The 25,393-nt window shown below is 66.9% G+C and carries 22 protein-coding genes; 9 read left to right on the top strand and 13 right to left on the bottom strand.

Annotation, left to right across the window (positions count from 1 at the left end; genetic code table 11):
- Position 1: 1 nt before the first annotated feature.
- Positions 2–892 (top strand): heme o synthase, encoded by an 891-nt coding sequence (cyoE, locus tag HH110_RS15715; protein ID WP_176990540.1) that lies wholly within the window; start codon positions 2–4, stop codon positions 890–892.
- Positions 893–1,003: 111 nt separating this feature from the next.
- Here cyoE and HH110_RS15710 read toward each other — a convergent pair whose 3' ends face one another.
- The 4 genes from HH110_RS15710 to HH110_RS15695 form a co-directional block, all read right to left on the bottom strand.
- The gene (locus HH110_RS15710; protein WP_176990539.1) at positions 1,004–1,987 is read right to left on the bottom strand and encodes a bile acid:sodium symporter family protein; all 984 of its coding nucleotides are present in this window, start codon (positions 1,985–1,987) and stop codon (positions 1,004–1,006) included.
- A 52-nt stretch (positions 1,988–2,039) separates the two neighbouring features.
- A complete protein-coding gene (locus HH110_RS15705) occupies positions 2,040–2,513 on the bottom strand; it encodes a sulfur transferase domain-containing protein (RefSeq protein WP_342589251.1) in 474 nt (157 codons plus the stop codon).
- Positions 2,514–2,584: 71 nt separating this feature from the next.
- Positions 2,585–4,315, bottom strand: coding sequence for a DNA primase (gene dnaG / locus HH110_RS15700; RefSeq protein WP_176990537.1), 1,731 nt, complete (start codon positions 4,313–4,315; stop codon positions 2,585–2,587).
- Positions 4,316–4,378: 63 nt separating this feature from the next.
- Entirely contained in the window at positions 4,379–5,293 is a 915-nt protein-coding gene (locus HH110_RS15695) for a YihY/virulence factor BrkB family protein (RefSeq protein WP_176990536.1), read from the bottom strand.
- A gap of 146 nt (positions 5,294–5,439) precedes the next feature.
- Here HH110_RS15695 and HH110_RS15690 point away from each other — a divergent pair, with 146 nt between their 5' ends.
- Positions 5,440–6,375 carry a hypothetical protein gene (locus HH110_RS15690; RefSeq protein WP_241696600.1) on the top strand — a complete coding sequence of 312 codons (936 nt, stop codon included), beginning with the start codon at positions 5,440–5,442 and terminating at the stop codon, positions 6,373–6,375.
- A 68-nt stretch (positions 6,376–6,443) separates the two neighbouring features.
- Here the strand turns inward: HH110_RS15690 and HH110_RS15685 are convergent, their stop codons facing one another.
- A complete protein-coding gene (locus HH110_RS15685) occupies positions 6,444–6,890 on the bottom strand; it encodes a GatB/YqeY domain-containing protein (protein ID WP_176990535.1) in 447 nt (148 codons plus the stop codon).
- A 136-nt stretch (positions 6,891–7,026) separates the two neighbouring features.
- Complete coding sequence (gene rpsU, locus HH110_RS15680) at positions 7,027–7,242, bottom strand: 30S ribosomal protein S21 (protein ID WP_002808376.1); 216 nt, start codon at positions 7,240–7,242, stop codon at positions 7,027–7,029.
- A gap of 167 nt (positions 7,243–7,409) precedes the next feature.
- Between rpsU and tsaD the strand changes: the two genes are divergently transcribed.
- From tsaD to HH110_RS15655, 5 genes are all read left to right on the top strand, one after another.
- Positions 7,410–8,435, top strand: a complete 1,026-nt coding sequence (tsaD, locus tag HH110_RS15675; protein WP_176990534.1) for a tRNA (adenosine(37)-N6)-threonylcarbamoyltransferase complex transferase subunit TsaD — start codon at positions 7,410–7,412, stop codon at positions 8,433–8,435.
- 79 nt (positions 8,436–8,514) lie between these two features.
- A complete protein-coding gene (gene folB / locus HH110_RS15670) occupies positions 8,515–8,883 on the top strand; it encodes a dihydroneopterin aldolase (RefSeq protein ID WP_176990533.1) in 369 nt (122 codons plus the stop codon).
- Positions 8,884–8,909: 26 nt separating this feature from the next.
- Positions 8,910–10,184 (top strand): mechanosensitive ion channel family protein, encoded by a 1,275-nt coding sequence (locus HH110_RS15665; protein ID WP_176990532.1) that lies wholly within the window; start codon positions 8,910–8,912, stop codon positions 10,182–10,184.
- 136 nt (positions 10,185–10,320) lie between these two features.
- Positions 10,321–12,495 (top strand): glycoside hydrolase family 3 N-terminal domain-containing protein, encoded by a 2,175-nt coding sequence (locus HH110_RS15660; protein WP_176990531.1) that lies wholly within the window; start codon positions 10,321–10,323, stop codon positions 12,493–12,495.
- A gap of 118 nt (positions 12,496–12,613) precedes the next feature.
- Positions 12,614–13,261, top strand: a complete 648-nt coding sequence (locus tag HH110_RS15655) for a hypothetical protein (protein ID WP_241696599.1) — start codon at positions 12,614–12,616, stop codon at positions 13,259–13,261.
- A gap of 49 nt (positions 13,262–13,310) precedes the next feature.
- On the opposite strand, the gene HH110_RS15650 is transcribed toward HH110_RS15655, so the two are convergent.
- The 7 genes from HH110_RS15650 to HH110_RS15620 form a co-directional block, all read right to left on the bottom strand.
- Complete coding sequence (locus HH110_RS15650; protein ID WP_176990530.1) at positions 13,311–14,459, bottom strand: PQQ-dependent sugar dehydrogenase; 1,149 nt, start codon at positions 14,457–14,459, stop codon at positions 13,311–13,313.
- Between the two features lie 144 nt (positions 14,460–14,603).
- Complete coding sequence (locus HH110_RS15645) at positions 14,604–14,951, bottom strand: hypothetical protein (RefSeq protein WP_176990529.1); 348 nt, start codon at positions 14,949–14,951, stop codon at positions 14,604–14,606.
- A gap of 105 nt (positions 14,952–15,056) precedes the next feature.
- On the bottom strand, positions 15,057–16,358 hold the full coding sequence (locus HH110_RS15640; protein WP_176990528.1) for an amino acid permease: 1,302 nt from the start codon (positions 16,356–16,358) through the stop codon (positions 15,057–15,059).
- A complete protein-coding gene (locus HH110_RS15635) occupies positions 16,355–17,113 on the bottom strand; it encodes a L,D-transpeptidase (protein ID WP_176990527.1) in 759 nt (252 codons plus the stop codon). Before HH110_RS15635 ends, HH110_RS15640 begins: the two co-directional genes overlap by 4 nt.
- A gap of 17 nt (positions 17,114–17,130) precedes the next feature.
- Positions 17,131–17,979 (bottom strand): MurR/RpiR family transcriptional regulator, encoded by an 849-nt coding sequence (locus HH110_RS15630; protein WP_176990526.1) that lies wholly within the window; start codon positions 17,977–17,979, stop codon positions 17,131–17,133.
- Positions 17,980–18,100: 121 nt separating this feature from the next.
- Positions 18,101–19,207: a dipeptide epimerase gene (locus tag HH110_RS15625; RefSeq protein WP_176990525.1), complete on the bottom strand. Its 1,107-nt coding sequence runs from the start codon at positions 19,205–19,207 to the stop codon at positions 18,101–18,103.
- Positions 19,208–20,626 (bottom strand): SH3 domain-containing protein, encoded by a 1,419-nt coding sequence (locus HH110_RS15620; RefSeq protein ID WP_342589249.1) that lies wholly within the window; start codon positions 20,624–20,626, stop codon positions 19,208–19,210.
- 173 nt (positions 20,627–20,799) lie between these two features.
- Here HH110_RS15620 and HH110_RS15615 point away from each other — a divergent pair, with 173 nt between their 5' ends.
- On the top strand, positions 20,800–22,278 hold the full coding sequence (locus HH110_RS15615; RefSeq protein ID WP_176990524.1) for a transglutaminase-like domain-containing protein: 1,479 nt from the start codon (positions 20,800–20,802) through the stop codon (positions 22,276–22,278).
- A gap of 50 nt (positions 22,279–22,328) precedes the next feature.
- Positions 22,329–25,355, top strand: a complete 3,027-nt coding sequence (locus tag HH110_RS15610; RefSeq protein WP_176990523.1) for a TonB-dependent receptor — start codon at positions 22,329–22,331, stop codon at positions 25,353–25,355.
- The last annotated feature ends 38 nt before the right edge of the window (positions 25,356–25,393 follow it).

Here is a 25,393-nt window from a genome sequence, read left to right as displayed (position 1 = left end):
CATGGCCAGTTACCGTCAGTACTGGGATCTGACCAAGCCCAAGGTCGTCGCCCTGATCGTGTTCACCGCGCTGGTGGGCATGTTCCTGGCCATCCCCGGCGTGCCCACCGCGCAGCAGGCGCTGGACGGCGCCCTCGGCTTCCTCGGCATCTGGCTGGCCGCCTCGGCCGCCGCGGCGATCAACCAGCTGCTGGACGCGCGCATCGATGCGCAGATGGCGCGCACCTCGTGGCGCCCGCTGGTGGTGGGCAAGGTCAAGCCCTGGCAGGTACTGGTCTTCGCCGGCCTGCTGATCGCGCTGTCGATGACGATCCTGGTGGTGTGGGTCAACGTGATCACCGCCGTGCTCACCTTCGCCTCGCTAATCGGTTACGCGGTGATCTACACCGTGTACCTCAAGCGCGCGACTTCGCAGAACATCGTCATCGGCGGCCTCGCCGGCGCCACCCCGCCGATGCTCGGCTGGGCCTCGATCACCGGCATGCAGGGCCCGTGGGACTGGGCCTACGCGTCGCTGCTGGTGTTGATCATCTTCATCTGGACCCCGCCGCACTTCTGGGCGCTGGCGATCTTCCGCCGCGAGGATTACGCCAAGGCGGAAATCCCGATGCTGCCGGTGACCCATGGCGTGGCGTATACCCGCAAGTCGATCATGGTCTATTCGATCGCACTGGCCATCGTCAGCATCCTGCCGGTCGTGTTCGGCATGAGCGGCATGTTCTACCTCGGCGGCGCGATCGTGCTCAACGCGGTCTTCCTCTGGTACGCCTGGCGCATGCTCAACCCGCCGGACGAACTGTTCTCGATGAAGATGTTCGGCTACTCCATCGTCTACCTGATGGCGTTGTTCGCCTTCCTGATGGTGGACCACTGGATGCTGCCCTGGTTGTAGGGTGCCGTGCCGACCAACGGTCGGTACCTACCGGGGCGGTGATGGCGCTCGCGTCCCCACCCGCGGTAGGTCACGACCGTTGGTCGTGACGCGCGCAGGCGCGGTGTGCGCTCAGTCCTGCGGCTCCACCGGATCACGCGCATACCGCTGCGCGATCATCGCGCAGACGATCAGCTGGATCTGGTGGTAGATCATGATCGGCAGCACGATCGCACCGAGGCTGCCGCCGGCGAACAGCACCTTCGCGATCGGTACGCCGGTGGCCAGGCTCTTCTTGGAGCCGCAGAACAGGATGGTGATTTCATCCTCGCGGTTGAAGCCCAACCGGCGTGCGATGAAACGGATCAGCGGCATCGCGATGCCGAGCAGCACTGCTGCCACCACCGCCACGCTCACCAGCGACAGCAGCGGGGTCTTGCTCCACAGTCCTTCGCTGACGGCTTCGCCGAAGGCGGAGTAGACCACCAGCAGGATCGTGCCCTGGTCGGTGTAGCGCAGCAGCGCGCGCTGCTTCTCCACCCAGCGGGCGATCCACGGGCGCAGCAGGTGGCCGGCCACGAACGGCACCAGCAGCTGCAGCATGATGCTGATGATGGCCTGGCCGGGGTTGTGCATGCCGCCCTCGGTGCCGGCCAGCAGGGCCAGCAGCAGCGGGGTCAGGAACACGCCCAGGATGCTCGACAGCGAGGCGCTGCATACGGCCGCCGGCACGTTGCCGCGCGCGATCGAGGTGAACGCGATCGAGGACTGCACGGTGGACGGCAGCGCGCACAGGAACAGCACGCCGATGTAGAGCTCCGGGGTCAGCAGCCAGCCATCCAGCGGTTTGAACATCAGCCCCAGCAGCGGGAACAGCACGAAGGTGCAGGCCAAGATGGTCAGGTGCAGGCGCCAGTGCAGCAGGCCGGCGACGATCGACTCCCGTGGCAGGCGGGCGCCGTGCAGGAAGAACAGCGCGGCGATGGCGACGTCGGTGACATCGTCGAGCACCATCGCGGCGGCACCGTGCATCGGCAGGAAGGACGCCAGCAGCACGGTGCAGAGCAGGGCGAGGGTGAAGTTGTCCGGTCGCAGGCGCGACCACCAGCGGGTCATGGTGGGCAGGCTCCTGTAGAGCAGGGAAGTAAGCGGGGGAAGAAGGGCAGGGTCAACGCGCGGCGTCCTGCTCCAGCAGGACACGGGTCGGTGCTTCCAGCGAGGTCATGCCGGCGGCGCGGCCGAACGTGAGTGCGTCATCCACCGAGGCGCCCTCGCGTGCCTGCAGCAGTGCCAGCAGCGCACCGGCGCGGTTGCCGGAGGCACAGTGCAGCAGCACCGGCCCCTGGCTCTGTGCGAGCGCGGTACGCAGGGCCTGCGCATTGGCCTCGGTCAGGCCGGCGGCACCGGCAACCGGGATGCGCACGTAGCGAAGGCCGAGGCGTTCGGCAGCGGCGGTTTCATCGAAGCCACGCGCTTCGTCGGGCTGGCGCAGGTCGATCAGGGTGGTGACCCCGGCCGCGGCGGCCTGCTGCAGCTCAGCGGCACTGGGCTGCCCGGCGGTGTAGAGCTGCGGTCGTGGCTGCGCGAACGGCAGTTCCCCTGCCGCGGCGGGCAGGACCAGCGCGAACAGCGCAGCGAAGATGCCAAGGCGAAGCAGGCGGACGATCGATGCGGCAGGATTCACGATGTGGGAAGCCACGACTGCTCCGTCGGTCAGAAGCGGATGGTGCTGCGCGCCTTGAGCAGTTCGCGCAGCTCGTACTTGTCAGTATCGTCCAGACCCTGCTGGCTCTGCTTTGCCTGAAGCTCATCGAGGCGTTGCATCAGCAGCTGTTTCTCCAGCTGGGCAACCGCGTCATGCAGCTCCTGGGTCCACATCGCCTCATCGCCGGGCAGGGTCTGCGCGGCCAGCTTGTGCAGTGATTCCTGCTCCTCGCGGCCCTCGAAGTGCTCCAGCAGCGCGCCCGTGCTGATATCCGGGCGCTGCTCGACCAGGGTCAGCAGCTCGGTCAGCAGATCGATGCCGGGCAGGCGCAGGCCGGTGAAATGGTGGCCCTCCAGCGTCATCGCCAGCGAGGGCTGCTGGAGCAGGATCGCGATGGCTGCGCGCACCAGGCTGCGGCGCTGTGCCGGCGCCACCGCGCGCTGTGGTTGGCGCGAGGGCTGCGCGGACGCGCTCGGCTTGGCACCCAGGCCGGTCAGCGTGGTCAGCTGCTGCTTCATCAGGTCGCCGAAGGCGCCATCGGGAATCTGCGCCAGCATCGGCTTGGCCCGTTCGGCCAGGCGTGCCTTGCCGTCGAGCGTGCCCATGTTGACTTCACGGGTGAGCTCGTCGAAGAAGAACTGCGACAGCGGCGTGGCCTGCTGCAGGCGTGCATCGAAGCCCTCGCGGCCTTCCTTGCGCACGATGGTGTCCGGGTCTTCGCCATCGGGCAGGAACAGGAAGAAGGCCTGGCGGCCGTCCTTCATGCGCGGCAGCACCGACTCCAGCGCACGCCAGCCGGCGCGACGACCGGCGGCATCGCCATCGAAGCAGAAGAACACGTCCGGCGCGTTGCGGAACAGCAGCTCGGCGTGGTCCGGCGTGGTCGCCGTGCCCAGCGTGGCCACCGCCTGGGTGACGCCGAACTGGAACAGCGAGACCACGTCCATGTAGCCCTCGACCACGATCAGCCGCTCGATCTTCTGGTTGGCCTGGCGCACCTGCCACAGGCCGTACAGCTCGCGGCCCTTGTGGAACAGCGCGGTCTCGGGTGAGTTGAGGTACTTCGGGCCGTCATCTTTCTCCATCACACGGCCGCCGTACGCGATCACGCGGCCACGGCGGTCGAAGATCGGGAACATCACCCGGTCGCGGAACTTGTCGTAGACGTGGCCGCGATCGTTCTTGGAGAACAGGCCGGCGCGGTCGAGCAGCTTCATCCGCCGCTCGTCCTTGCCCAGCGCATCCTTCAGCGCGCTGTAGCCGTCCGGTGCGTAACCGATGGCGAAGCGCTCGCGGTTCTCTTCATCGACACCGCGCTGGTCCAGGTAGGCGCGCGCCTTGTCGCTGCCCTTCAGCGCGGTCTGGAAGAACCGCGTGGCCGCATCCAGCGCCGAGTACAGATCACGGCTGTCGTCCTGCTGCTGCGCGGTGCGCGGCTGGGTGTCGCGCGGCACTTCCATGCCGACGCGCTTGGCCAGCTCATCGACCGCGTCGAGAAACTCGAGGCGGTCGTAGTTCATCAGGAAGCTGATCGCCGTGCCATGCGCGCCGCAGCCGAAGCAGTGATAGAACTGCTTGGTCGGCGAGACCGTGAACGACGCCGAACGCTCGTCATGGAACGGGCAGCGTGCCGCATATTCCTTGCCCTGGCGCTTCAACGGCACGCGGCTGCCCACTACCTCGACAATGTCGGAGCGGGCCAGCAGGTCGTCGATGAATGCGTCGGGGATACGGGCCATGGGCAGCAGGCAGGGGCATGGCCGGTCACGGCCACGCGCGGAAGCGGGGGTACCGCTAGTCTACTAGGTGCCGGCCGGTTCGCCCGGTTTCGGCGGCTCGACACCGGCCTGGGCCAGGTAGGCGTGGGCGCGCAGGCGCTCGTCGATCACCGAAGTCATCAACGCACCGACGAAGAACACCACGGTGGCGTAGTAGATCCAGACCAGCGAGATCACCAGGGCGCCCATCGAGCCATACGCGCTGCCGGGCGCAACCGTGGCGATGTACAGGCCGATGCCATAGCGGCCCAGTGCGAACAGGGCGGAGGTGATCGCACCGCCGATGAAGGCCTGCCGCCACGCCACGCGGCGGTCGGGCAGGTAGTGGTAGAGGAAGGCAAAGCCCACGGTGTAAAGCGCCAGGCTGGTCAGGTAGCCGATCGCCGGCAGCACCGAGGGCAGGTGCGCGAAGACGACCTGCAGCATGGTCGTCGCGGTCATCGACAGGATCAGCAGGAAGCCCAGCGCCAGCACCACGCCGAACGAGAACACGCGCTTGCGCAGCCACGGCACGATGCCGTCCAGGCGCTCGCCGCTGGTGTTGAAGATCAGGTTCAGGGCGTTCTGCAGCTGGGCGAACACCGCCGTGGCACCGATGAACAGCAGCAGCGTGCTCCACACGCCTGCCAGCGTGCCGATGTCCGGCTGGTTGTTGGCATTGCTGAGCACGGTCTCCGCCACCGAGGCGGCACTGGTGCCGGCCACATCGTTGATCTGGCCCAGCAGCGCCTCCTGCGCGGGCGGGTACAGCGAGGCCGTCAGCCACAGCAGCAGGACCAGCAGCGGCGCCATGGAGAGCAGGGCGTAGAAAGCCAGCGCGGCGGCCTGCGTCATGACGTCCGCATCGATGAAGCGGCGCAGCAGCACGGCAGGAAAGCTCTTCTCCAGCCGCGCCATGTGCTTGCGGACCTTGGACAGGGAGTGGCTTGGCGAGTGCATTGACGGCGTCGGATCGGGGCGAGGCCCCCGTTCTAGCAAATCGCCGGGCTGCAGCGGGTGAAGTGGTCCGGTCACGGCGTGGCCTTGACGGATATCGCGCTATTCTTCTGCCCGGTTTTCCACCTTCACAGCAGAAAGGACGCTTCATGAAAGGAATGGTCTACACGACGATGGTGCTGTTGGCGGCCGCAGGGCCGGCGGCGGCTTCCCCGGCCTGCGAAAAGGCCTTCAAGACGGTAGGGGATCCGCGCAACGGCGCGCTGTACATGGCCGATCTCACCGTACCGGGGTTGAAGGTACAGAGTGCGCTGGATCAGCTGCGCAAGATCGGCGGTGATGACAAGTTCGAGGTCGGCGGCCAGTTGGTGGACGGCGACAGCGGCGACCAGTACCTGGTCCAGCGCGAAGGGCTGCGCACCCCGCTGGTGATGGTCGCCACCGCCGACCGCACCGGCCGCGTCACCTTGGCCACCAAGCTCGCCCGCGGCCAGTCGGTCGACGCGCAGGCGGCAAAGCAGTCGATGTGCGAGATGCTGGGCAAGCTCAAGGGTGGCAGCCAGGGCGACACGCTCGCGGCGGCGGCTCGCGCCCAGTACCCGATGCCGGCCGTCGAGGCGGTGGCTGCCCCGGACCTGTCCAAGAAGATGGGCAAGGAAGTGAAGGACACGATGGCGCTGTACCGCAGTGCCGGTGCCTTCAAGGATATGTTGCTGGGTACCACCACCAACAAGGAAGACAAGGGCGACCGCTCGGCGACCTTCCTGCCGCTGTACGCGAAGTACGTGGGGCGGCGCTATCAGATCGACGGCCAGATCTATACGGTCAACACCAACACGTATTCGACCAAGCCCGGCGACGTCGGCTCGATCAACTATCTGGTCACCCCGACCCGCGGCCTGCTGCGCGTCCGCCAGAACGATACGTTCAACAGCAACAACTACACCATCCGCTGCGAATTCGCGTCGGACCAGGCCGCCAACTTCACCATGCTGCGCGAGCGCGACTGGGCCAAGCTGGAAGGCGAGATCAGCTCGATCGAGGAAAGCTCGATGACGCTGCGCAACTGTCGCCAGGCCACGTAACACCGCACCTGCTGAAACGGAAAAGGCCCGCATGATGCGGGCCTTTTCACTGCGGCATGGCGGCGGGATCAGCCGGCCAGCTGCTGCTTGACCAGCTTGGACACCAGGCCCATGTCGGCCTGGCCGGCCAGACGCGGCTTCAGCGCGCCCATCAGCTTGCCGATGTCGGCCGGGGTGGTCGCACCGGTTTCAGCGATGGCGGCCTGGATGGCGGCCACGATCTCGGCCTCGCCCAGCTTGGCCGGCAGGTACTGGTCGATCACCACGATTTCCTCGCGCTCGATCACGGCCAGGTCTTCGCGATTGGCGGCTTCGAACTGGGTGACCGAGTCCTTGCGCTGCTTGACCATCTTCTCCAGCACGGCGAGCACGGCGGCGTCGTCCAGCTCGATGCGCTCGTCGACTTCGCGCTGCTTGATCGCGGCGTTCATCAGGCGGATCACGCCCAGGCGGTGCTTCTCGCCGGCCTTCATGGCGGCCTTCATGTCATCGGTGAGCTGCTGCTTCAGGCTCATGGGAACACCTCGTGTCGGTGGAAAAGGAAAGCGGGGCGCCGAAGCGCTGGAACGCAAAAAGCCGGTAACGCTCGCGCGTTCCGGCTTCGGCTCCGTCACGACAGGCCAAGGCCTGCCGTATCGAAGTTGCGTCCGATCAGTACAGGCGCTGACGCTTGGTGACGTCGCGCGACGAACGGCGCAGCTGACGCTTCACAGCAGCGGCAGCCTTACGCTTACGCTCCTGGGTCGGCTTTTCATAGAACTCGCGCTTGCGGGTTTCGGCCAGCACGCCGGCCTTTTCGCAGGTGCGCTTGAAGCGACGGAGCGCAAACTCGAAGGGCTCGTTCTCGCGGACTTTAACGCTGGGCATGGAATCTCCGGGACACAGTAGAACCGGGTCTCGCCCGGTGAGAGCCGCACATTATAGCGGCGAGAAAAGAAGTTGCAACCCACCCCGGCGAACTTCTTGGCCACGGGTGATGCAGAGACAGGCCAGCGTACGTCTGCCGGGGCCTGAAGAGGTCCATAATACCCCGTATGCGAGTCCTTGGTATCGAATCTTCCTGCGATGAGTCCGGCGTGGCGGTGTATGACACTTCCCTGTCCGGGATCGACGCCCTGCGCGCCCATGCGGTCTACAGCCAGATCGCCCTTCACGCCGAGTACGGCGGGGTGGTGCCCGAGCTGGCCAGCCGCGACCACGTGCGCAAGCTGCTGCCGCTGATCCGGCAGACCCTGGCCGAGGCCGGCATGACGGTCGCCGACATCGATGGGGTGGCCTATACGGCCGGCCCCGGGCTGGTCGGCGCGCTGCTGGTAGGGGCGGGCGTGGCCCGTTCGCTGGCCTGGGCGCTGGAGGTGCCGGCGGTCGGTGTACATCATATGGAGGGCCATCTGCTGGCCCCGCTGATGGAAGACGACCCGCCGCAGGCGCCGTTCGTGGCCCTGCTGGTGTCCGGCGGGCATACCCAGCTGGTGGCGGTGGACCGGATCGGCCAGTACCGCCTGCTGGGCGAGACCCTGGACGATGCCGCCGGCGAGGCCTTCGACAAGACCGCCAAGCTGATGGGCCTGCCGTATCCGGGCGGCCCGCAGCTGGCCGCGCTGGCCGAGCGCGGCACCCCGGGCCGGTTCAAGTTCACGCGCCCGATGACCGATCGCCCGGGGCTGGATTTCAGCTTCTCCGGGTTGAAGACCCAGGTCCTGCTGGCCTGGCGCGACAGTGACCAGAGCGAGCAGACCCGCGCCGATATCGCGCGGGGCTTTGAAGATGCCGTGGTCGACACCCTGGCGATCAAGTGCGAGCGCGCGCTGGATGCGGCGGGCACCGATGTGATCGTGGTGGCCGGCGGGGTGGGGGCCAACAAGCGCCTGCGCGCCAAGCTGCAGCAGATGGCCGCCCGCCGCGGTGGGCGTGCCTGCTTCCCGCGCCCGGCGCTGTGCACCGACAACGGCGCGATGATCGCCTTCGCCGGTGCCCTGCGCCTGGAAGCCGGCCAGCACAACCCGCCGCAGGTGCAGGTCACGCCGCGCTGGGACATGGCGACGCTGCCGGCGGTGTGAGGCGCGCCCCACCGCCCGGTTCCCGGCACATTCCGGACAGCCCCGTTACCATGGTCGCCATCTTCCACGTGGCATGGCTATGGACAAGGTATTCATTGAAGGGCTCGAGATCGATGCCCTGATCGGTATCTACGACTGGGAACGGCGGATCCGCCAGACCCTGCGTTTCGATCTGGAAATGGGCTTCGACAACCGCCGCCCGGCGGCCAGCGACGACATCGCCGACACCCTCAATTACAAAGCCGTCAGCAAGCGCATCGAGCAGTTCGTGCGTGACTCGGACTATGGCCTGGTCGAGACCCTGGCCGAGCGCATCGCCGAGATCGTGCTGCGTGAATTCAACGTGCAATGGCTGCGTCTCAAACTCAGCAAGCCCGGTGCGGTGCGCGGCGCGCGCGCGGTCGGCGTGATCATCGAGCGCACCCGGCAGGACCTGGCAACGCCCTGATACCCCCGATAGGAGAGCGATACACGATGTTGGATGCGGTAGTGGCAACCCGATGGCTGGACAGTGTCCAGCGGACCCTCGAACCCTGGCCCTGGGCCTACACCCTGGTGGTGCTGGCCGCGCTGGCCCTGGCGGCCTGGCTGGCCAACTTCGTCACCAAGAAGATCCTGCTGCGCGGCCTGCGCAAGCTGGTCAGCCGCCTGCCCGGTCACAGCGCGGGCAATGAAGGCGGCAACAACCTGCGGGTGATCTCGCGGCTGTCCAACGTGGTGCCGAGCATGGTCATCGCGGCCGGCATCCGGATCGTGCCGGACCTGCCGCCGGAACTGGTGGCATTCGTGATCGGCGCTTGCCAAGCGTGGGCAGTGCTGACCGTGGCGCTGGCCGTCTCGCATGCGCTGGATGCTGCGAATGATCTGTACGAGCGCCGCCCGGATGCGCGCAACAAACCGATCAAGGGCTACCTGCAGGTCGTGAAGATCATCGTCTTCGTGATCGCCGGCCTGTCGATCGTGGCGACTTTGCTGGGCGTGAAGCTCGGCCCGCTGGTCACCGGCCTCGGTGCGGCCACCGCGGTATTCATGCTGATCTTCCAGGACACCATCCTGTCGCTGGTGGCCAGCGTGCAGATCAGCGGCGATGGACGGGTGCGGCTGGGCGACTGGATCGAAATGCCCAGCCAGAACGCCGATGGCGACGTGATCGATATCGCGCTGCACACCATCACCGTGCAGAACTTCGACAAGACCATCACCAGCATCCCGACCAAGAAGCTGGTCACCGAGTCGTTCAAGAACTGGCGCGGCATGCAGGAGGCGGGCGGACGCCGGATCAAGCGCGCGCTGTTCCTGGACCAGCACAGCGTGGGCTTCGTCGATGCGCCGATGCTGGCCGAGCTGCAGCAGTTCGCGGTGCTCGGCGATTACCTGCGCGAGAAGCAGGCCGAGCTGCAGCAGTACAACGCCGGGCTGCAGGCCAAGGGCATGGCGGCGGTCAACGCGCGTCGCGTCACCAACCTGGGCACGTTCCGTGCGTACGTGGAGCGCTACCTGAAGCAGCACCCGGGCATCCATACGGAGATGACCCTGCTGGTACGGCAGCTGCAGCCGACCACCGAAGGCCTGCCGCTGGAGATCTACTGCTTCACCCGCAGCACCGCCTGGGGCGAGTACGAAGGCGTGCAGTCGGACGTGTTCGATCACCTGCTGGCGATCCTGCCGGCGTTCGGGCTGCGCGTGTTCCAGGCCTCCAGCGATGCGATGCTGATGGCCGGGCAGCAGCGGCTGGCGGCGGAAGAGTAAGCTCCTGTGCCCCCGTCGGCGTGCCGGCGGGGGTGGAGATCTTCCCCCGGGAAGAAAAATGAACGCAAAAGTCATTCACAACCGCCTCGGGAACGCTAGAATCCCGGGCTTGTAAACGTTTTCATAAGGACAGCCGGTGGCCGCCGATCGTATCGAAACCCTCATTGCCCAGATGACCGTCGAAGAAAAAGTCGGCCAGCTGGGTGTGTTCGCCGACATGGTCCGCCCGTTCGCCCCGGACGTGAACCCGGAAGCCAACGTGCTCAACGCCGACCAGGTGCTGCAGCAGGTGCGCGAGGGCAAGGTGGGCTCGCTGTTCAATGGTGTCGGCGTCGAAGCCGGTCGCCGCATCCAGCAGGTCGCGCTGGAAGAAAGCCGCCTGAAGATCCCGGTGATCCTCGCCGCGGACGTCATCCACGGCATGCGCACCGTGTTCCCGATCCCGCTGGGCGAGGCCGCCAGCTTCGAGCCGGACCTGGCCGAGCGCACCGCCCGCGCCACCGCGGTGGAAGCCACCGCCGCCGGCCTGCACTGGACCTACGCACCGGCCGTGGATATCGCCCGTGACCAGCGCTGGGGCCGGGGTGCCGAGGGCGCCGGTGAAGACGTGGTGCTGGGCTGTGCGTTCGCCGCCGCCCGCGTGCGCGGCTTCCAGGGCCCGGACCTGCGCGCCGCCGATGCGCTGCTGGCCACGCCGAAGCACTTCGCCGCCTACGGCGCGGTGATGGCCGGCATGGAATACAACATGGTCGACATCTCGCCGCAGACCCTGCGCGACGTCCACCTGCCGCCGTTCAAGGCCGCTTTCGACGCCGGCGCGCTGACCGTGATGTCCTCCTTCAACGACATCAACGGCGTGCCGGCCAGCGCCAACGCCGAGCTGCTGACCGACATCCTGCGCGGGGAGTGGAACTTCCCGGGCGTGGTGATCTCCGACTACACCGCCGACATGGAACTGGTCGCGCACGGTTATGCCGCCGATGACCGCGATGCCACCGCCAAGGCTTTCACCGCCGGCCTGGACCTGAGCATGCAGAGCGGTTTCTACGCCGAGCACCTGCCGGGCCTGATCGAGAGCGGCGAAGTGCCGATGGCCACGCTGGACGAATCGGTGCGCCGCATCCTGCGCCTGAAGGACGCGATCGGTCTGTTCGACGATCCCTACCGCTCGCTGGACCTGGCGCGCGAAGCGGATACCTCGCACATCGCCGCGCATGACGAACTCTCGCGCGATGCCGCGCGCCGCTCGATCGTGCTGCTCAAGAACGCGGATTCGGTGCTGCCGCTGAAGAAGACCGGCCAGAAGATCGCGTTGATCGGGCCGTTCGTGCAGGACCGCGAGAACATCGAAGGCTGCTGGACCCTGTTCGGCGACAAGTCGCGTTACGTCACCCTGGAAGCCGGCGTACGCGCGGCGATCAGCGATGAAGCACTGCTGGAAATCGTGCCGGGCTGCGATCTGGAAGCGGCCGTGCAGGATGGCATCGAACAGGCCGTGGCCGCCGCGCTGCGTGCCGACGTGGTGGTGCTCGCCCTGGGCGAGCCGCAGCGCTACAGCGGTGAAGCGCAGTCTCGCGTTGAGATCACGTTGCCGCCCGCGCAGCAGGCGTTGGCCGAAGCAGTGGCGATGACCGGCAAGCCGCTGGTCGTGCTGCTGCGCAATGGTCGCGCGCTCGCGCTGCAGGGCGCGGTGCGCAATGCGCATGCCGTGGCGATCACCTGGTACCTGGGCACGCAGACCGGTCACGCCGTGGCCGATGTGCTGTTCGGCGATTACAACCCGTCCGGCCGCCTGCCGGTGAGCTTCCCGCAGGTGTCCGGCCAGCAGCCGTACTTCTACAACCACGCCCGCACCGGTCGCCCGGAACTGCCGACCATGTCCGAGTTCAAGGCTCGCTGGCGCGAGATTCCGAACGAGCCGGCGTATGCGTTCGGCCACGGCATCGGCTACACCACTTTCGCCTACGGTGTGCCGCAGCTGAGCAGCGCGACGCTGGCCTGGGACGACACCCTGACCATCACCACCACCCTGACCAACACCGGTGCGGTGGCGGGTGAGGAAGTGGTGCAGCTGTACATCCACGACCGCGTGGCCAGCCGCGTGCGGCCGGTGCGCGAGCTGAAGGGCTTCGACAAGATCGCCCTGCAGCCGGGTGAGAGCACCGAGGTGCAGTTCACGCTGGATCGCCACGCGCTGGGCTTCACCGGTCGCGACGGCGTGTTCCGCGCCGAGCCGGGCCAGTTCGAGCTGTGGGTGTGCGCCTCTTCGGCCAGCGGCGAGCCGGTGATCTTCGAGCTGCTGGCCGCCTGAGCCGGCACGGCGTCACCCGGTAGTGCCGGCCGCTGGCCGGCACCATCGTGATCCATCATCGGCGGCTGACGTTTCGGCGGGTACGCTGGCTCCCTCGTGAAATCGATGGAGCCTCCCCATGCGTCTGTCCCGTACCCCCCTGCTGCTGGCCCTGGCCAGCCCGTTGTGGCTGGCCGCCTGCAGCCCGTCGGCGCCGCCGCCGGCCGATACCGCGGCTGCAGACCCCGCACAGGGGCCCGCCACCGCCATTCCCGAAGGCCGCCCGACACCCGGTGAGACCGTGCCGTCCTCGGGCCTGTCACCGGATGCGGTTACTGCGGGCAGCCCGGCGCCGGATGCCGCTGCGCCTGCTGCGGGCGATGCCGCACCCCCCACGGCAGGTGCTGCCGACACACCGGCTTCAGCCAATGGCGATGTCCGTCAGCGCATCGAGCAGGTGCTCGGCGATGCGGCCCAGTACGAGACCGTCTTCAACGCCTTCCAGAAGGCCGTCAATGGCGGCGATCGCGCCGCCGTGGTCGAGGAAGTCCGCTTCCCGCTGAACATCGCCAATGGCGCCAAGATCACCGGGCCCGGCGAGTTCCAGCGCAACTACGAGCGCATCCTGACTCCGGCCGTGCGCAAGGCCATCGCCGCGCAGAAATTCGACGATGTCATGGTCAACCAGCAGGGCGTGATGATCGGCGATGGCCAGGTCTGGCTCAACGGCACCTGCCTGGACCAGGCGTGCAGCCGCACCGAGGTCAAGGTCGTGACCATCCAGTAAGCACGGATGTCATGCAGGCTGCCGGCGGTGTGCCGGCAGCCTGTGTGGCTCAGGCCTTCGGCGTGAGCTTGAGCAGCTTGCCGTTGCTGCCGTCTTCGAGCAGCCAGATCGCCCCATCCGGGCCCTGTTCGATCTCGCGGATGCGCTCGCCCATGTCGAAGCGTTCGGCCTCGCGGGCGTTGTCGCCATCGAAGGCCACGCGCACCAGCGCCTTGGACGACAGGCCGCCGATGAAGCCGCTGCCGTTCCATTTCGGGAACTGCTTGCCGCTGTAGATGATGAAGCCGGCCGGGGAGATCACCGGCGTCCAGCTCACCTTGGGCGCCGCGAACTCCGGGCGAGTGGCATGGTCGGGAATGTCACGGCCATCGTAGTGATTGCCGTTGGAGACGATCGGGTAGCCGTAGTTGGCGCCGCGCTGGATCAGGTTCAGCTCGTCACCGCCGGCCGGGCCCATCTCATGCACCCACAGCTTGCCGCGCGCATCGAAGGCGATGCCCAGCACATTGCGGTGGCCGAGCGACCACACCTGTGCGGCCACGCCGCCCTGCGAGGCGAACGGGTTGTCGGCGGGGACGCTGCCGTCGTCATTCAGGCGGATCAGCTTGCCAAGGTTGCCGCTCATGTCCTGGGCCGGATCGAACTTCTGGCGTTCGCTGGAGGTGATCCACAGCTTGCCGTCCGGGCCGAACGCGAGGCGATGGCCGTAATGGCCCTTGCCGCTGACCTTCGGGGTCTGGCGCCAGATCACCTTGAGGTCTTCCAGCGTGCCACTGCCATCGGCGGCCAGCGCCAGGCGTGCACGCGCCACCGCGGCGCCACGGGTATCGCCGTCGCCTTCCTCGGCGTAGCTGAGATAGACAAGCTGGTTCTTCGCGAAGTCCGGGTGCGGCAGCACATCGCCGAAGCCGCCCTGGCCGCCGTACGCCACCTTGGGCACGCCGCTGATGGTGGCCGTCTTGCGGGTCTGCACGTTGAAGTGTTTCAGCGCGCCTTTCTTCTCGGTGACCAGCAGGCTGCCGTCGGGCAGGAAGCTCATCGCCCAGGGCTCGTCGAATCGGGCGAACTCGGTAGCGGCGAACGGCCACTGTGCCTTCGCCACGACGGGCGCAGCAGCGTTGTCTGCAGCGACGCAGGCGGTGGTGAACAGGGCAGGGGTGAGGCTGATGGCGAGGGTGAGCAACAGCTTGCGGGTCATGGAAGTCTCCGTCGGGGAGGCAATGGCCAGCCCTTGTTGTACACCATGCCCATCAACGGCGCGTGGACCAGACGTCCTGCGGACACGACAACGGCGACCCGAAGGCCGCCGTCGTCGATGTGCCGTGGCTCAAAGCAGGCGCGATCAGGTGCCGCGCGGCACGCCTTTGTCCAGATGCGCCTGGCGCAGCGCGGTGGATTCATCCCAGCCGCGGCGGACCGCGTTGCGTGCCTGTTCCCAGCTCAGCTTGCTCTGGCCACGTTCCTGCGCCCAGCGGGTCTGCAGCTCGGCTTCCACTTCTTCGTAGGCGCGGATCATGTCGTCGGCGCGGGTGCGATGGCCCAGCTGGTAGGCCGGCTCATAGTCATCGAAGAACTGGTTGTTGTCGTAATACGGTTCGCTCGGAAAGCGTTCACGCCAATAGTCCGATACGGCCTGGCGCGGGACACCGTCTTCCGGCACCCGGCCGGGAATCTGATAGTCAGTGCTCATGTGTTGGCTCCGGTTGGGTGAGGCTTCACCGTACCCAAGGCCGGGTTAACGCCATGGACCCGCGAGGTGAATGACACATCAAGCGCCATTCACCTGCGCAGCTTCTCAGCCCTCGTGATCGCGGCGCGGGAACCTGTAAATGACCGCACCGACGGCAAACGCGATGCCTGCCGCGGCGATGTTCTGCCAGCTCGCACTGGCGAACAAGGCCAGGCACAGCACCAGCGCGAGAATCGGAATCAACGGGCCACCCGGCAGCTTCAGCGCGCCCGGGCGATCGCGGAAGCGACGCGCCAACACCAGCACCGCCGCCGCCGTCCCGATGTAGGCGAACAGGCGCGTGGTCATCGACAGCAGCGCCAACTGCACGAACGAACCGGACAAGGCCAGCGCCAGCGCGATCAGGCCCTGCGCGATGATCGCCGCCGCCGGCGTGCGGAAGCGTGGATGCACCTGCGCCAGGATCTTCGGCCCGTAACCGTCGCGCGCCAAGGCGAACAGGAAGCGCGGGCCCATCATCATCGTGTTGCTGTTGGTGCCGAGGATGGAGATCGTCGCGCCGACGGTGAGGATCAAGGCGAGCGTGAGCCCGCCGAAGCTGGCGGCGGCATCGGCCAGCGGCGTCGGCGACGTGGCCAGCCCGGCCAGGGTGCCCTGTGCGATGAACTGCACCGCGCCGTAGATCACGGTGACGGTGATGATCATGGTGATCAGCGCGAAGGGAATATCGCGGCGCGGGTTCTTGTACTCGCCGGCGGCAGCCGGGATGTTCTCGAAGCCGGCGTAGGCATACAGCAGCAGGAGCGCGGCCTCGCCCATGCGCTGCAGATCGTGCGGGTCCGGGCGGACGCCGGAGAAGGCCAGGTCGGTATCGACGTAGAACGCACCGATGGCCACGAACAGCAGCAGCGGCAGCAGCTTGCCGATCACCAGGATCACCCCGGTGCGTGCGGCCGAACGCACGCCGGCCACGTTCACCGCGGTGAGGAAGCCCAGCGACACCACGATGATCGCGATGCGACCGATGTCATGCCCGGCCCAGGGCCAGAACCGCGCCACCGCATCGGCCAGCGCGTTGCTGAGCGCGGCCGCCGAGCTGATACGGGTCAGCCAGATCATCCAGCCGATCTCGAACCCGGCAAACCGGCCGAACGCCTCGCGCGCATACAGATAGCTGCCACCGGGCTCGTCGAAGTAGCTGGCCGCCTGCGCGTAGCAGAGCACCAGCAGCGCGACCACGATGCCGGCGGCGACCACGCCCCAGAGGCTGAAGGGGCCGAGCAGGGCGACGGTGGCGGCGGGCAGCAGGTAGATGCCGCTGCCGATCACATCGTTGATCGAGAGCCCGACGATCTGCCAGCGGCTGACCGCGCGTTCGAGTTGCGGATCGGGCGGGGCGGTGCTCACTGCACGCTCCCCGCCAGCACGGGCAGTTGCCAGTCGGCCTGCAGGCGCTGGTACTCCGCACGTGGCAACAGCACGAAGCGCGGCTGCGCGCTTGCGTTCAACCAGGTGAGCAGCGTGGTCATCCGCGCGGGCTCCATCGCGGTGCAGCCGGCGGTGGCCTCACCGGGGGTGCGCCACAGGTGGGCGAAGATGCAGCTGCCGCCACCGGGTGTCGCCTTCGGATTGTGCTCGATGACGAACCCTTCGCGATAACGGCGGTCGCCCTTGTTGTGCAGGTCCAGCCGCATCGGCTCGGTCGAGCCTGCCACCGCCTCGGCGCCGACCACGTCGGCATCGACGATGCGGTTGTAGTACGGCGAATCCGGCACGTCCATGCAGTAGCTGGTGTCGCGCATCGGCTGGTAGGGCAGGCCGCTGGTGAGGCGGGGCGCATAGCCGAAGGCCGGTCCGATCGCGAAGATACCGGCCGGGCTGCGGCCATCGCCTTCGCGCTTCTGTGGGATCCCGGGCTGCGCCGGGTGCAACCCCTTGCCCCAGGCGCTGCCGCTGCGGCCCACGGCCACGTCGAAGGCGGCGCCGTGCGGCTGCCAGCCCTGCGCGGTGCGTTCGAACGCCTGCAGCCTGCCCTCGGTGGCATCCCAGCGTTCAGTGGTGACCACGACCAGCTGCGTGCTGCCCTCCAGCGCGACGGCGAAGACAGGCGCGGTGATGACCAGCAACACGGCGGTGGTGACGGAACGGAGCAGCGGCATCATCGTGGTGGACTCCGGGATCAGCTGTCGATCAGGTGTTCGATCCGTTCCAGGTTCACCCCGAGCTGGCGGTGGCGGTCCGGGTTGGCGTGGCACAGCAGGACGAAGACGAAGTCCAGCAGGGACTGCAGGGAAGAACGGTACAGCAGTTGCGCCACGTGCGGCGCCGGGTCGTGGGCGCACAGCACCAGGCTGGCATCGGCATGCGCGCGCAGCGGATTGGCGCTGTGGCGGGTGATCGAGACCACCTTGCCGCCCATGTCCTGGAACTGGCGGGAGAGCTGGAACAGCTGCGGCAGCTTGCCGAACTCGGAGAACACCAGCATCGCATCGCCCGTGCGTGCCGCCGAGAGGTTGGCCATCATCAGGATCGGGTCGGCGTGGTGCACGGTGAGCATGCCCAGCAGCGACAGGCGCATGGCGAACTCGCGTGCGTACAGGCCGTCATCGCCCAGGCCATAGACGAACACCTTGGGCGCCCCATCGATCAGCTGCACGATGGCTTCGATGTCGGCCTGCGGATTGGCCAGCCAGGTTTCCTCTTCAGCGGCGGCCTTGCTCACGCGCAGGCGCTCGGCGATCTGGGCGTAGTCGTCGGCGGCCTCGGGCGCGGGCGGCCGGCTGTGCGGATCGTTGCCGGCACGGGCGACCGCCTCGCCGATGGAGTACTTGAGGTCGGGGTAGCCCTTGAAGCCGAGCTTCTGACTGAACTTGACCACGCTGGACTGGCTGATGCCCAGCGCGCTCGCCAGCTGCTGGGACGAGTAGTCGCGCAGCAGGTGGGCGTTGTCGAGGATGAAGTCGGCGATGCGACGTTCGATCGCCGACATGTGGTCACGCTCGGAGCGGATTTTCACCAGGGGCGGCATGGGGAGGGGGTCAGGTCCGGTAGAGCCACCCCATGGGGGGCTGCGGCAGGTGGGATTGCGCGAACGGCCGCCACGCAGAGCGTGGCTCTACCGTAGGCGACCGGCGAGGCGGATACAACGCTCACCACCGCCGCGGCGTGATCATTTCCAGCCCACGTACTTCGGTGATGCCCAACCCGGGCGCATCGCTGATGGTGATCTCCGATTCGTTGAAGTTGACCCCACCGGTGACCGGGTTGAACTGGCCCAGCGACGGCCCATCCAGATCCACCTTGGTGATGATGTCGCTCTTGGCGACCGCCAGGTGCACGGCGGCGGCCACGGAGATGCTCGATTCGATCATGCAGCCGATCATGCACGGCACGCCGTAGATCGCGGCGATGTCGGCGATGCGGATCGCATTGGACAGGCCGCCGGTTTTCATCAGCTTGATGTTGATGATGTCGGCGGCGCGCTGCTGGATCAGGTCGAACACCTGGCCGGGATTGAACACGCTTTCATCGGCCATGACCGGCGTGTTGACCCGGTCGGTGACGTACTTCAGGCCGCTGATGTCGGCGGCCTTGACCGGCTGCTCCAGCAGCTCCAGCACGACGCCGGCTTCTTCCAGCGCCTGCATCGCATGCACGGCCTGCTTGGCGGTCCAGCCCTGGTTGGCATCCAGCCGCAGCAGGGCACGACCCTGCACCGCGGCATGGATCGCCTTGACCCGCTCGATGTCCAGGCCGATGTCCTTGCCGACCTTGATCTTCAGCGACTCGAAGCCGCGTTCGATCGCCGAGAGCGAGTCGGCCACCATCTTGTCGATGTAGTCCACGCTGATGGTGATGTCGGTGGTGATCACCGGGTCGCCACCGCCGAGCATGCGGTACAGCGGCGCGTTGTGCAGTTGCGCCCACAGGTCGTAGACCGCGATCTCCACCGCCGCCTTGGCGCTGGTGTTGCGCTCCATCGAGGTCTGGATCAGGCCGCAGAGCCGGTTGAGGTTGGCCACGTCCTCGCCGATCAGGCGCGGCTTGATGAAGCCGTCGATGGCCTCGATGATCGAGCCGTGGGTGTCGCCGGTGATCACCGCCGTGGCCGGCGCTTCACCGTAGCCGGTGTGGCCGCTGTCGGTACGGATCAGCACCACCACGTCTTCGACGGTGTCCACGGTGCGCAGCGCGGTCTTGAACGGGGTCTTCAACGGCACGCGCAGCATGCCGAGTTCGATGTCGGTGATCTTCATTCAGGGGTTCTGTGGCCGAAGGCGCTGGATGTTGGTGATGCGGTCGATGTAGCTCACGGTATCGCTGGCCATCATCGGCTCCAGCGGGGTGACCGACACGCCGTTGAGATGTGCCTGCACGCGCGTGCCGTCCGCGCCGAGCCAGCCGCCGCCGGCGGTGTCGTGGATCAGCCAGGTGCGGCCGTCGATATGGCCGATCGCCATCATCACGTGGCCGGGGATATAGATCAGGTCGCCCACCTGCAGCTGCTTCACCGCGGCGTCGCGCGTGGCCTTGCCGTCCTTGGCGGTGAACGCGATGCGGTCCAGCGCCGGACTGATCGCCTGCGCGCTGGTGTTGCGCGGCATCAGCACGCCGACGCTGCGGTAGATCTCCGAGATGAAGCCACTACAGTCGCGGGTATCGTAATCGTGGCCCCAGCCGTAGCGCTCACCGAGGAACTTGAAGGCCTGGGTCAGCAGCGTGCGCGGAGTCAGCGGCAGGTAGTCGTCGGCGGTGTCCTGCGAACGCGGCAGCAGCGCCGGGATCAGTGCCAGGCGACCATCGGCTTCGCGCACCGGCAGCTGCACCACATGCGCGGCATGGGCCTGCTGGCCGTTGACCGTCTTGTCCAGCGGCCAGTCGGCGAGCACCGGCAGGCGCACGCCCATGTCCAGCTGCAGCCGCGATACGCGCGGCTCTTCCGGGGTATACGCGGTGAAAGCCGTGGCCCCGGTGACCACCCGGTACGGCCCGTGCTGACCGTAGCCGAGCACGGTGTCGGCATCGCCGATGCCGACGAAGCGCTTCTCTATCCACGCCGAATAGCGCTCGCTGGTGATGAACAGCCAGCGTCCGTCCGCGCTTTCATGCAGCACCGCCACGGCGTCGCCGGGGAACAGCGCCGACTCCTGGAAGCGGTCGATGTCGGTGTCGCCCTGGCTGCTGAACACCCGCAGCGCGGTCGGGAACGCCCGCAGCGCCGCGCGATGGGTCACCAGGCCGTACTGCAGCGGGCGCTGCGCCGGTATGGACTCAACGGCGAGGTTGGCCAGCGTCTCACTGCGCTGCCGGTCGCTGATGGCCTTGCCATCCTGGCCGTACAGCGTGCGCTCGGGCCACTTGGACAGCGACTGGATGCTGCCCAGCACCTGAGCGCGGGGCAGCTGCGCCGGCAACGCGCGCAGGTCATGGATCGAGGCATCCTCGGCCCGCATCCGGGCGTTCTGCGCCGCGATACCGGCGCGATCGAGGATCACGCGGTCCGGATCGGGCAGGCGATCGGCCCAGAAGCCGGGGCTGAGGTAGGCCTCGCGCAGGGCGATGACCCCGCCGAAATCAGCGCGGGGCGCGGCACGCGGCGCCTCGGCCCACGCTGGCGCGAGGCTGATGACCAGCAGTGCAGCCAGCACGGCGCGCGACAGCCGGCGGGACCGCACGGGGCGGTGGGGGGAAGCCTGGATCGTCACGCGGTCACCCTCCTCGGAAACGTCAGGAATATTTATTCCTTTTTTCGGCGAAAGCAAGAATAAATTATTGACCGGCTATCAGGCCCGTGTTACACAGCGATTACCCCACCCGCACCTTGGGAAGTGTCGCCGTGGATCCTGTGATGCGCAAACCGTTCTCGCTCCACACCGCGCGCTGCCGTGCGGCGGGCTGTCTGTTGCTGGCGCTGCCCTCACTTTACGCGGTGGCGGCAGTGTCGCCGCTGCCGCAGGTGATCGCCCAGGTCGACCGGGGTGCGTTCGCCACGGCCGACGCCCAGATCGATGCCGCGCTGCACGACAGCACGCTCGACGAGGCCGCACGCCGGGACTACGCATACCAGCGCGAGCGGATGCGCCGCATGCGCCTGGACTTCAGCCTGGATGCAGAGGGCGCCAAAGCACAGCTGCGGAAGCAGATTCCCGATCTTCGCGAGGACGAATTCGCGCGCTGGGATGCCGCCGGCCTGATCGAACACCTCGATATCGATGGCCAGCGCCGCTACTTCAAACGCGCGCCGTCCAACCTGTTCCGGCTCAGTGCCGAGGCGCGCGCCCGGCGCGCACCCGATGCCGCGGTGCCGAAGGATGGCCCTTACGAGCATCTGCACCCGCACCACCAGGAGATCGTCGCGGCCGCCCGCGCCACCGGCGCGACCAGTCTCGTGCCGCGCCGCGTCGAGGTGACCCAGTCGCTGGTGGTCAAGCCCGACGCCGTGCCTGCCGGCGAAACCATCCGTGCATGGATTCCGTACCCGCGCGCCATTGCCGGCCAGCAGGAAGACATCACCTGGATGGCGAGTACGCCGGCCGGCGCGCAGGTGGCTCCCGAAGCCACGCTGCAGCGCACCGCCTACCTGGAGCGCAAGGCAGTGGCCGGCACGCCCACCGAGTTCCAGATCCGCTACGCAGTGACTGTGTACGCGCGGCATATCGAGATCGATCCGGCCAGGGTACAGCCCACGCCGGAAGACCCTGCGCTGAAGCCGTACCTCGCCGAGCAGGCGCCGCACATCGTGTTCACCCCGGCGCTGCGCGCGTTCTCGGCGAAGGTGGTCGGGACGGAGACCGATCCGTACCGGATCGTGCAGAAGCTGTTCGACGCGGTGGACGCCATTCCGTGGGCCGGTGCGCGCGAGTACGCGACGATCTCCAACATCAGCGATTACGCCCTGCACGCCGGCCACGCCGACTGCGGCCAGCAGACGCTGCTGTTGATCGCCCTGCTGCGCCTGAACGGCATTCCCGCGCGCTGGCAGTCGGGCATGGTCTATTCCGATGATGCGGTCGGCTACAACAACCTGCACGACTGGGGCGCGGTGTATCTGGCCCCCTATGGCTGGGTGCCGATGGATGTCACCACCGGGCGGCTGGACAGTCCGCAGCAGGCGCTGCGCGATTTCTATCTGGGCGGGCTGGATGCCTACCGCATCGCCTTCAACGACGACTACGGCCAGCCGCTGGTGCCGGCCAAGCAGCATTTCCGCTCGGACACGGTGGATTCGCAGCGCGGTGAAGCCGAATGGTCCGGCGGCAACCTGTACTTCGATCAATGGAACTACGACTTCCAGTCGCACGTGGTGCCACTGGGGGCCAAGCGGTAAACGATACACGGCGGTATCCACGATTCCACATCTGCAGGAGAGAGCAGGGAATGAACGTAAATCGATTGAAGCGTGCGGCGTTGTACGCCGCGCTGGGGGTGTGTCTGGGCAGCCTGGTGCCGATGGGCGCCTCGGCACAGAACGTCAGTGGTGCCGTAGCCGGCCGTGCGACTGCCGGTGACCAGGTGACGGTCGTCAGCAACGGCACTGGCCTGACCCGTACGGTCACCGCCAGTGCCGATGGCAGTTACCGCCTGGGTCAGTTGCCGGTCGGCGATTACCAGCTGCAGCTCAGCCGTGATGGCCAGAAGCTGGGCGAGCCATTCGCGGTGAGCGTCGCAGTCGGCGGCACCACCACCGTCAACCTGGCCAGCAGCGGCGATGTGGTCAACCTCGATGCGCTGCAGGTGATCGGTGCCCGCGTGGTCAATCGCGTGGATGTGTATTCCACCGAGACCTCGTTCAACGTCAACCGCCAAGAGCTGTCGCGCCTGCCGGTGGCGCAGGACCTGTCGGCCGTAGCGCTGCTGGCGCCTGGCGTGGTCGGTGGCAACTCCTCGTTCGGTGGCCTGTCTTTCGCCGGTTCCTCGGTGGCCGAGAACGCGGTCTTCATCAACGGCCTGAACGTCACCGACATGTACACCCGTCGTGGCTTCTCCAGCGCGCCGTTCGGCTTTTTCAACGAATTCCAGGTCAAGACCGGTGGTTACTCGGTGGAATTCGGGCGTTCCACCGGCGGTGTAATCAATGCGGTGACACGCTCGGGCACCAACGAGTTCCAAGGCGGCGTGGAAGTCACTGCCGAGCCCAGTGCGCTGCGCTCCAGCCCGCGTGACCATTTCCACCGCGACGGCACGCCGCATTCCTACGCCAGCCGCGACAACAACTCGTTCCTGAAGACCAACGTGTGGGGTTCCGGTCCGATCATCAAGGACAAGCTGTTCCTGTTCGCGATGTATGAAGACCGTAACGATACCGGCCACAACACCTCGTCAGATGCCCTGAGCTGGTTCAAAAACAAGAGCGACAACGGCTTCTGGGGCGCCAAGCTGGACTGGAACATCAACGACAACCACAGTCTGGCGCTGCTGGCGTTCTCCGATGAGGGCGACATCACCAACGGGTCATACAACTACGATTGGGATGACGACCAGATCGGTGCGTGGGGCGGCGACTCGGTCACCGAGACCGGTGGCAAGAACTGGTCGGCAACCTACACCGGTCACTTCGGCGAGAACTTCACCGCGCGTGCCATGGTGGGCGAGAACAACCAGCGGGCCTTCACCAATTCCTCGCTCGATGAGGCGTGCAGTCCGGTATTCACCGACGCCAGCTATGCATCACGTCTGGGCCAGCTCAACGGCCTGCGTGCGGGCTGCCATCCCACTGGCGCCGCCGTTGCCGAACGCGACGATACGCGTGAGGTCGCGCGGTTGGACTTCGAATGGCAGCTCGGCACGCACCTGCTGCGCTTCGGCGTGGACCGCGAGCTGATGACGACCGAGCAGTCCACCCGCTATCCGGGGCCGACCCAGCTCAGCTACACCGCCTACGTGGCCCGCCCGGGCGATGAAGTGTGGGATGGCGCCAATGCCTATGTGCCGGCCGGCGTGACCGAGATGCTGCGTGCGCGCAACCGCGTGTCCGGCGGCACATTCGAGACGGAAGCCAACGCGTTCTACCTGGAAGACATCTGGAACATCACCCCGAACCTGATGTTGAACCTCGGCGTGCGTTGGGACCGCTTCGAGAACCGCACCGCCGATGGCGACGCCTTCATCAAGATGGACGACCTGATCGCGCCGCGTTTCGGGTTCTCCTGGGACATGAAGGGTGACGGCAGCACCAAGCTGTTCGGCAACGCTGGCCGCTATTACCTGCCGGTGACCAACAACATCAACGTCAACTTCGCTGGCGGCTTGACCGACGAGTACTCCTACTACGTGCTCAATGGCTGGCAGCAGCAGGCCAACCCGGTCACCGGGGCGCCGTACATGGCACCGGTCATCGGCCAGCAGATCGGTCCGGTGGATGCGCGCATGAACACCGGCGCGGCCGACCTGCGCCAGAGCGTGGACAAGGATCTGAAGGCGGTCTACCAGGATGAGTACATCCTCGGCTTCCAGACCATGATCAACCAGGCCTGGTCGTGGGGCGTCAACGCGACCTACCGCAAGATGGACCGCGCGCTGGATGACATGCGGATCAACCACACCCCGTGCGGGCCGACCGGCACCACCCTGTGGCCGATCGCCAACCCGGGCGAGAGCCTGACGATCTGGGGCGACTCCAGCATCGGCTGCGCCACCGAGGGCTGGATCACCATCGATACCTCCAGGGACGGTTACCGCAAGGGCGGCAGCCTGGAGGTGGTTGGCTACTCCAAGCCCAAGCGTACCTACAAGGCACTGGAATTCCAGATCGATCGCGCGTGGGATGAGAAGTGGCTGTTCAACGCCTCCTACCTGTGGTCGCGCAGCGATGGCAACTTCGAAGGTCCGGTCAATTCGGACACCAACTACGGCGATACCGGCATGGTCCAGCACTGGGATCATCCGTCCAACAACCAGCGCTATGGCCCGCTGTTCAACGACTTCCGGCATCAATTCAAGTTCCGCGCAGCCTACGCGCTGAACGAGCAGTGGTCGTTCGGCACCACGCTGCAGGTGTTGTCCGGTGGCCCGATCACCGCCTTCGGCGTGATGTGGCCCAACGACACCGTGGCCGGTGGCAGCACCTCCAGTGAAGGCAGCGGTGGCGGTACCGGCTGGCTGTGCGTGGCCAACTGCTCGGGGGCGTACAACCAGCGCCAGTTCGAGTACAGCCCGCGCGGTGCCTTCGGTCGCCTGCCGTGGACCTGGACCATGGGTGCCAACGTCACCTGGCGTCTGCCGGTGGAGGGCATCGACCTGAGCGCACGCCTGTCGGTCTACAACCTGTTCAACAACCAGACCGTCATCAACGTGCACCAGCGCTACGAAGCCCAGCCCGGCCAGGTGCGTGAGAATACCTTCAACACCGGCACCCGCTGGCAGGCGCCGCGTTACACGCAGCTGATGGTGACCTGGAACTTCTGATCCGGGCCGCGCGTGGCAGGTGCCGACGGTGCGTCGGC

The organism is Stenotrophomonas sp. SAM-B, from assembly GCF_013387485.1.
In the GTDB taxonomy this organism is placed as follows: domain Bacteria; phylum Pseudomonadota; class Gammaproteobacteria; order Xanthomonadales; family Xanthomonadaceae; genus Stenotrophomonas; species Stenotrophomonas maltophilia_AA.
Note: the sequence above shows the minus strand (reverse complement) of the source record. Positions and strands in the feature narration are given on the sequence as shown.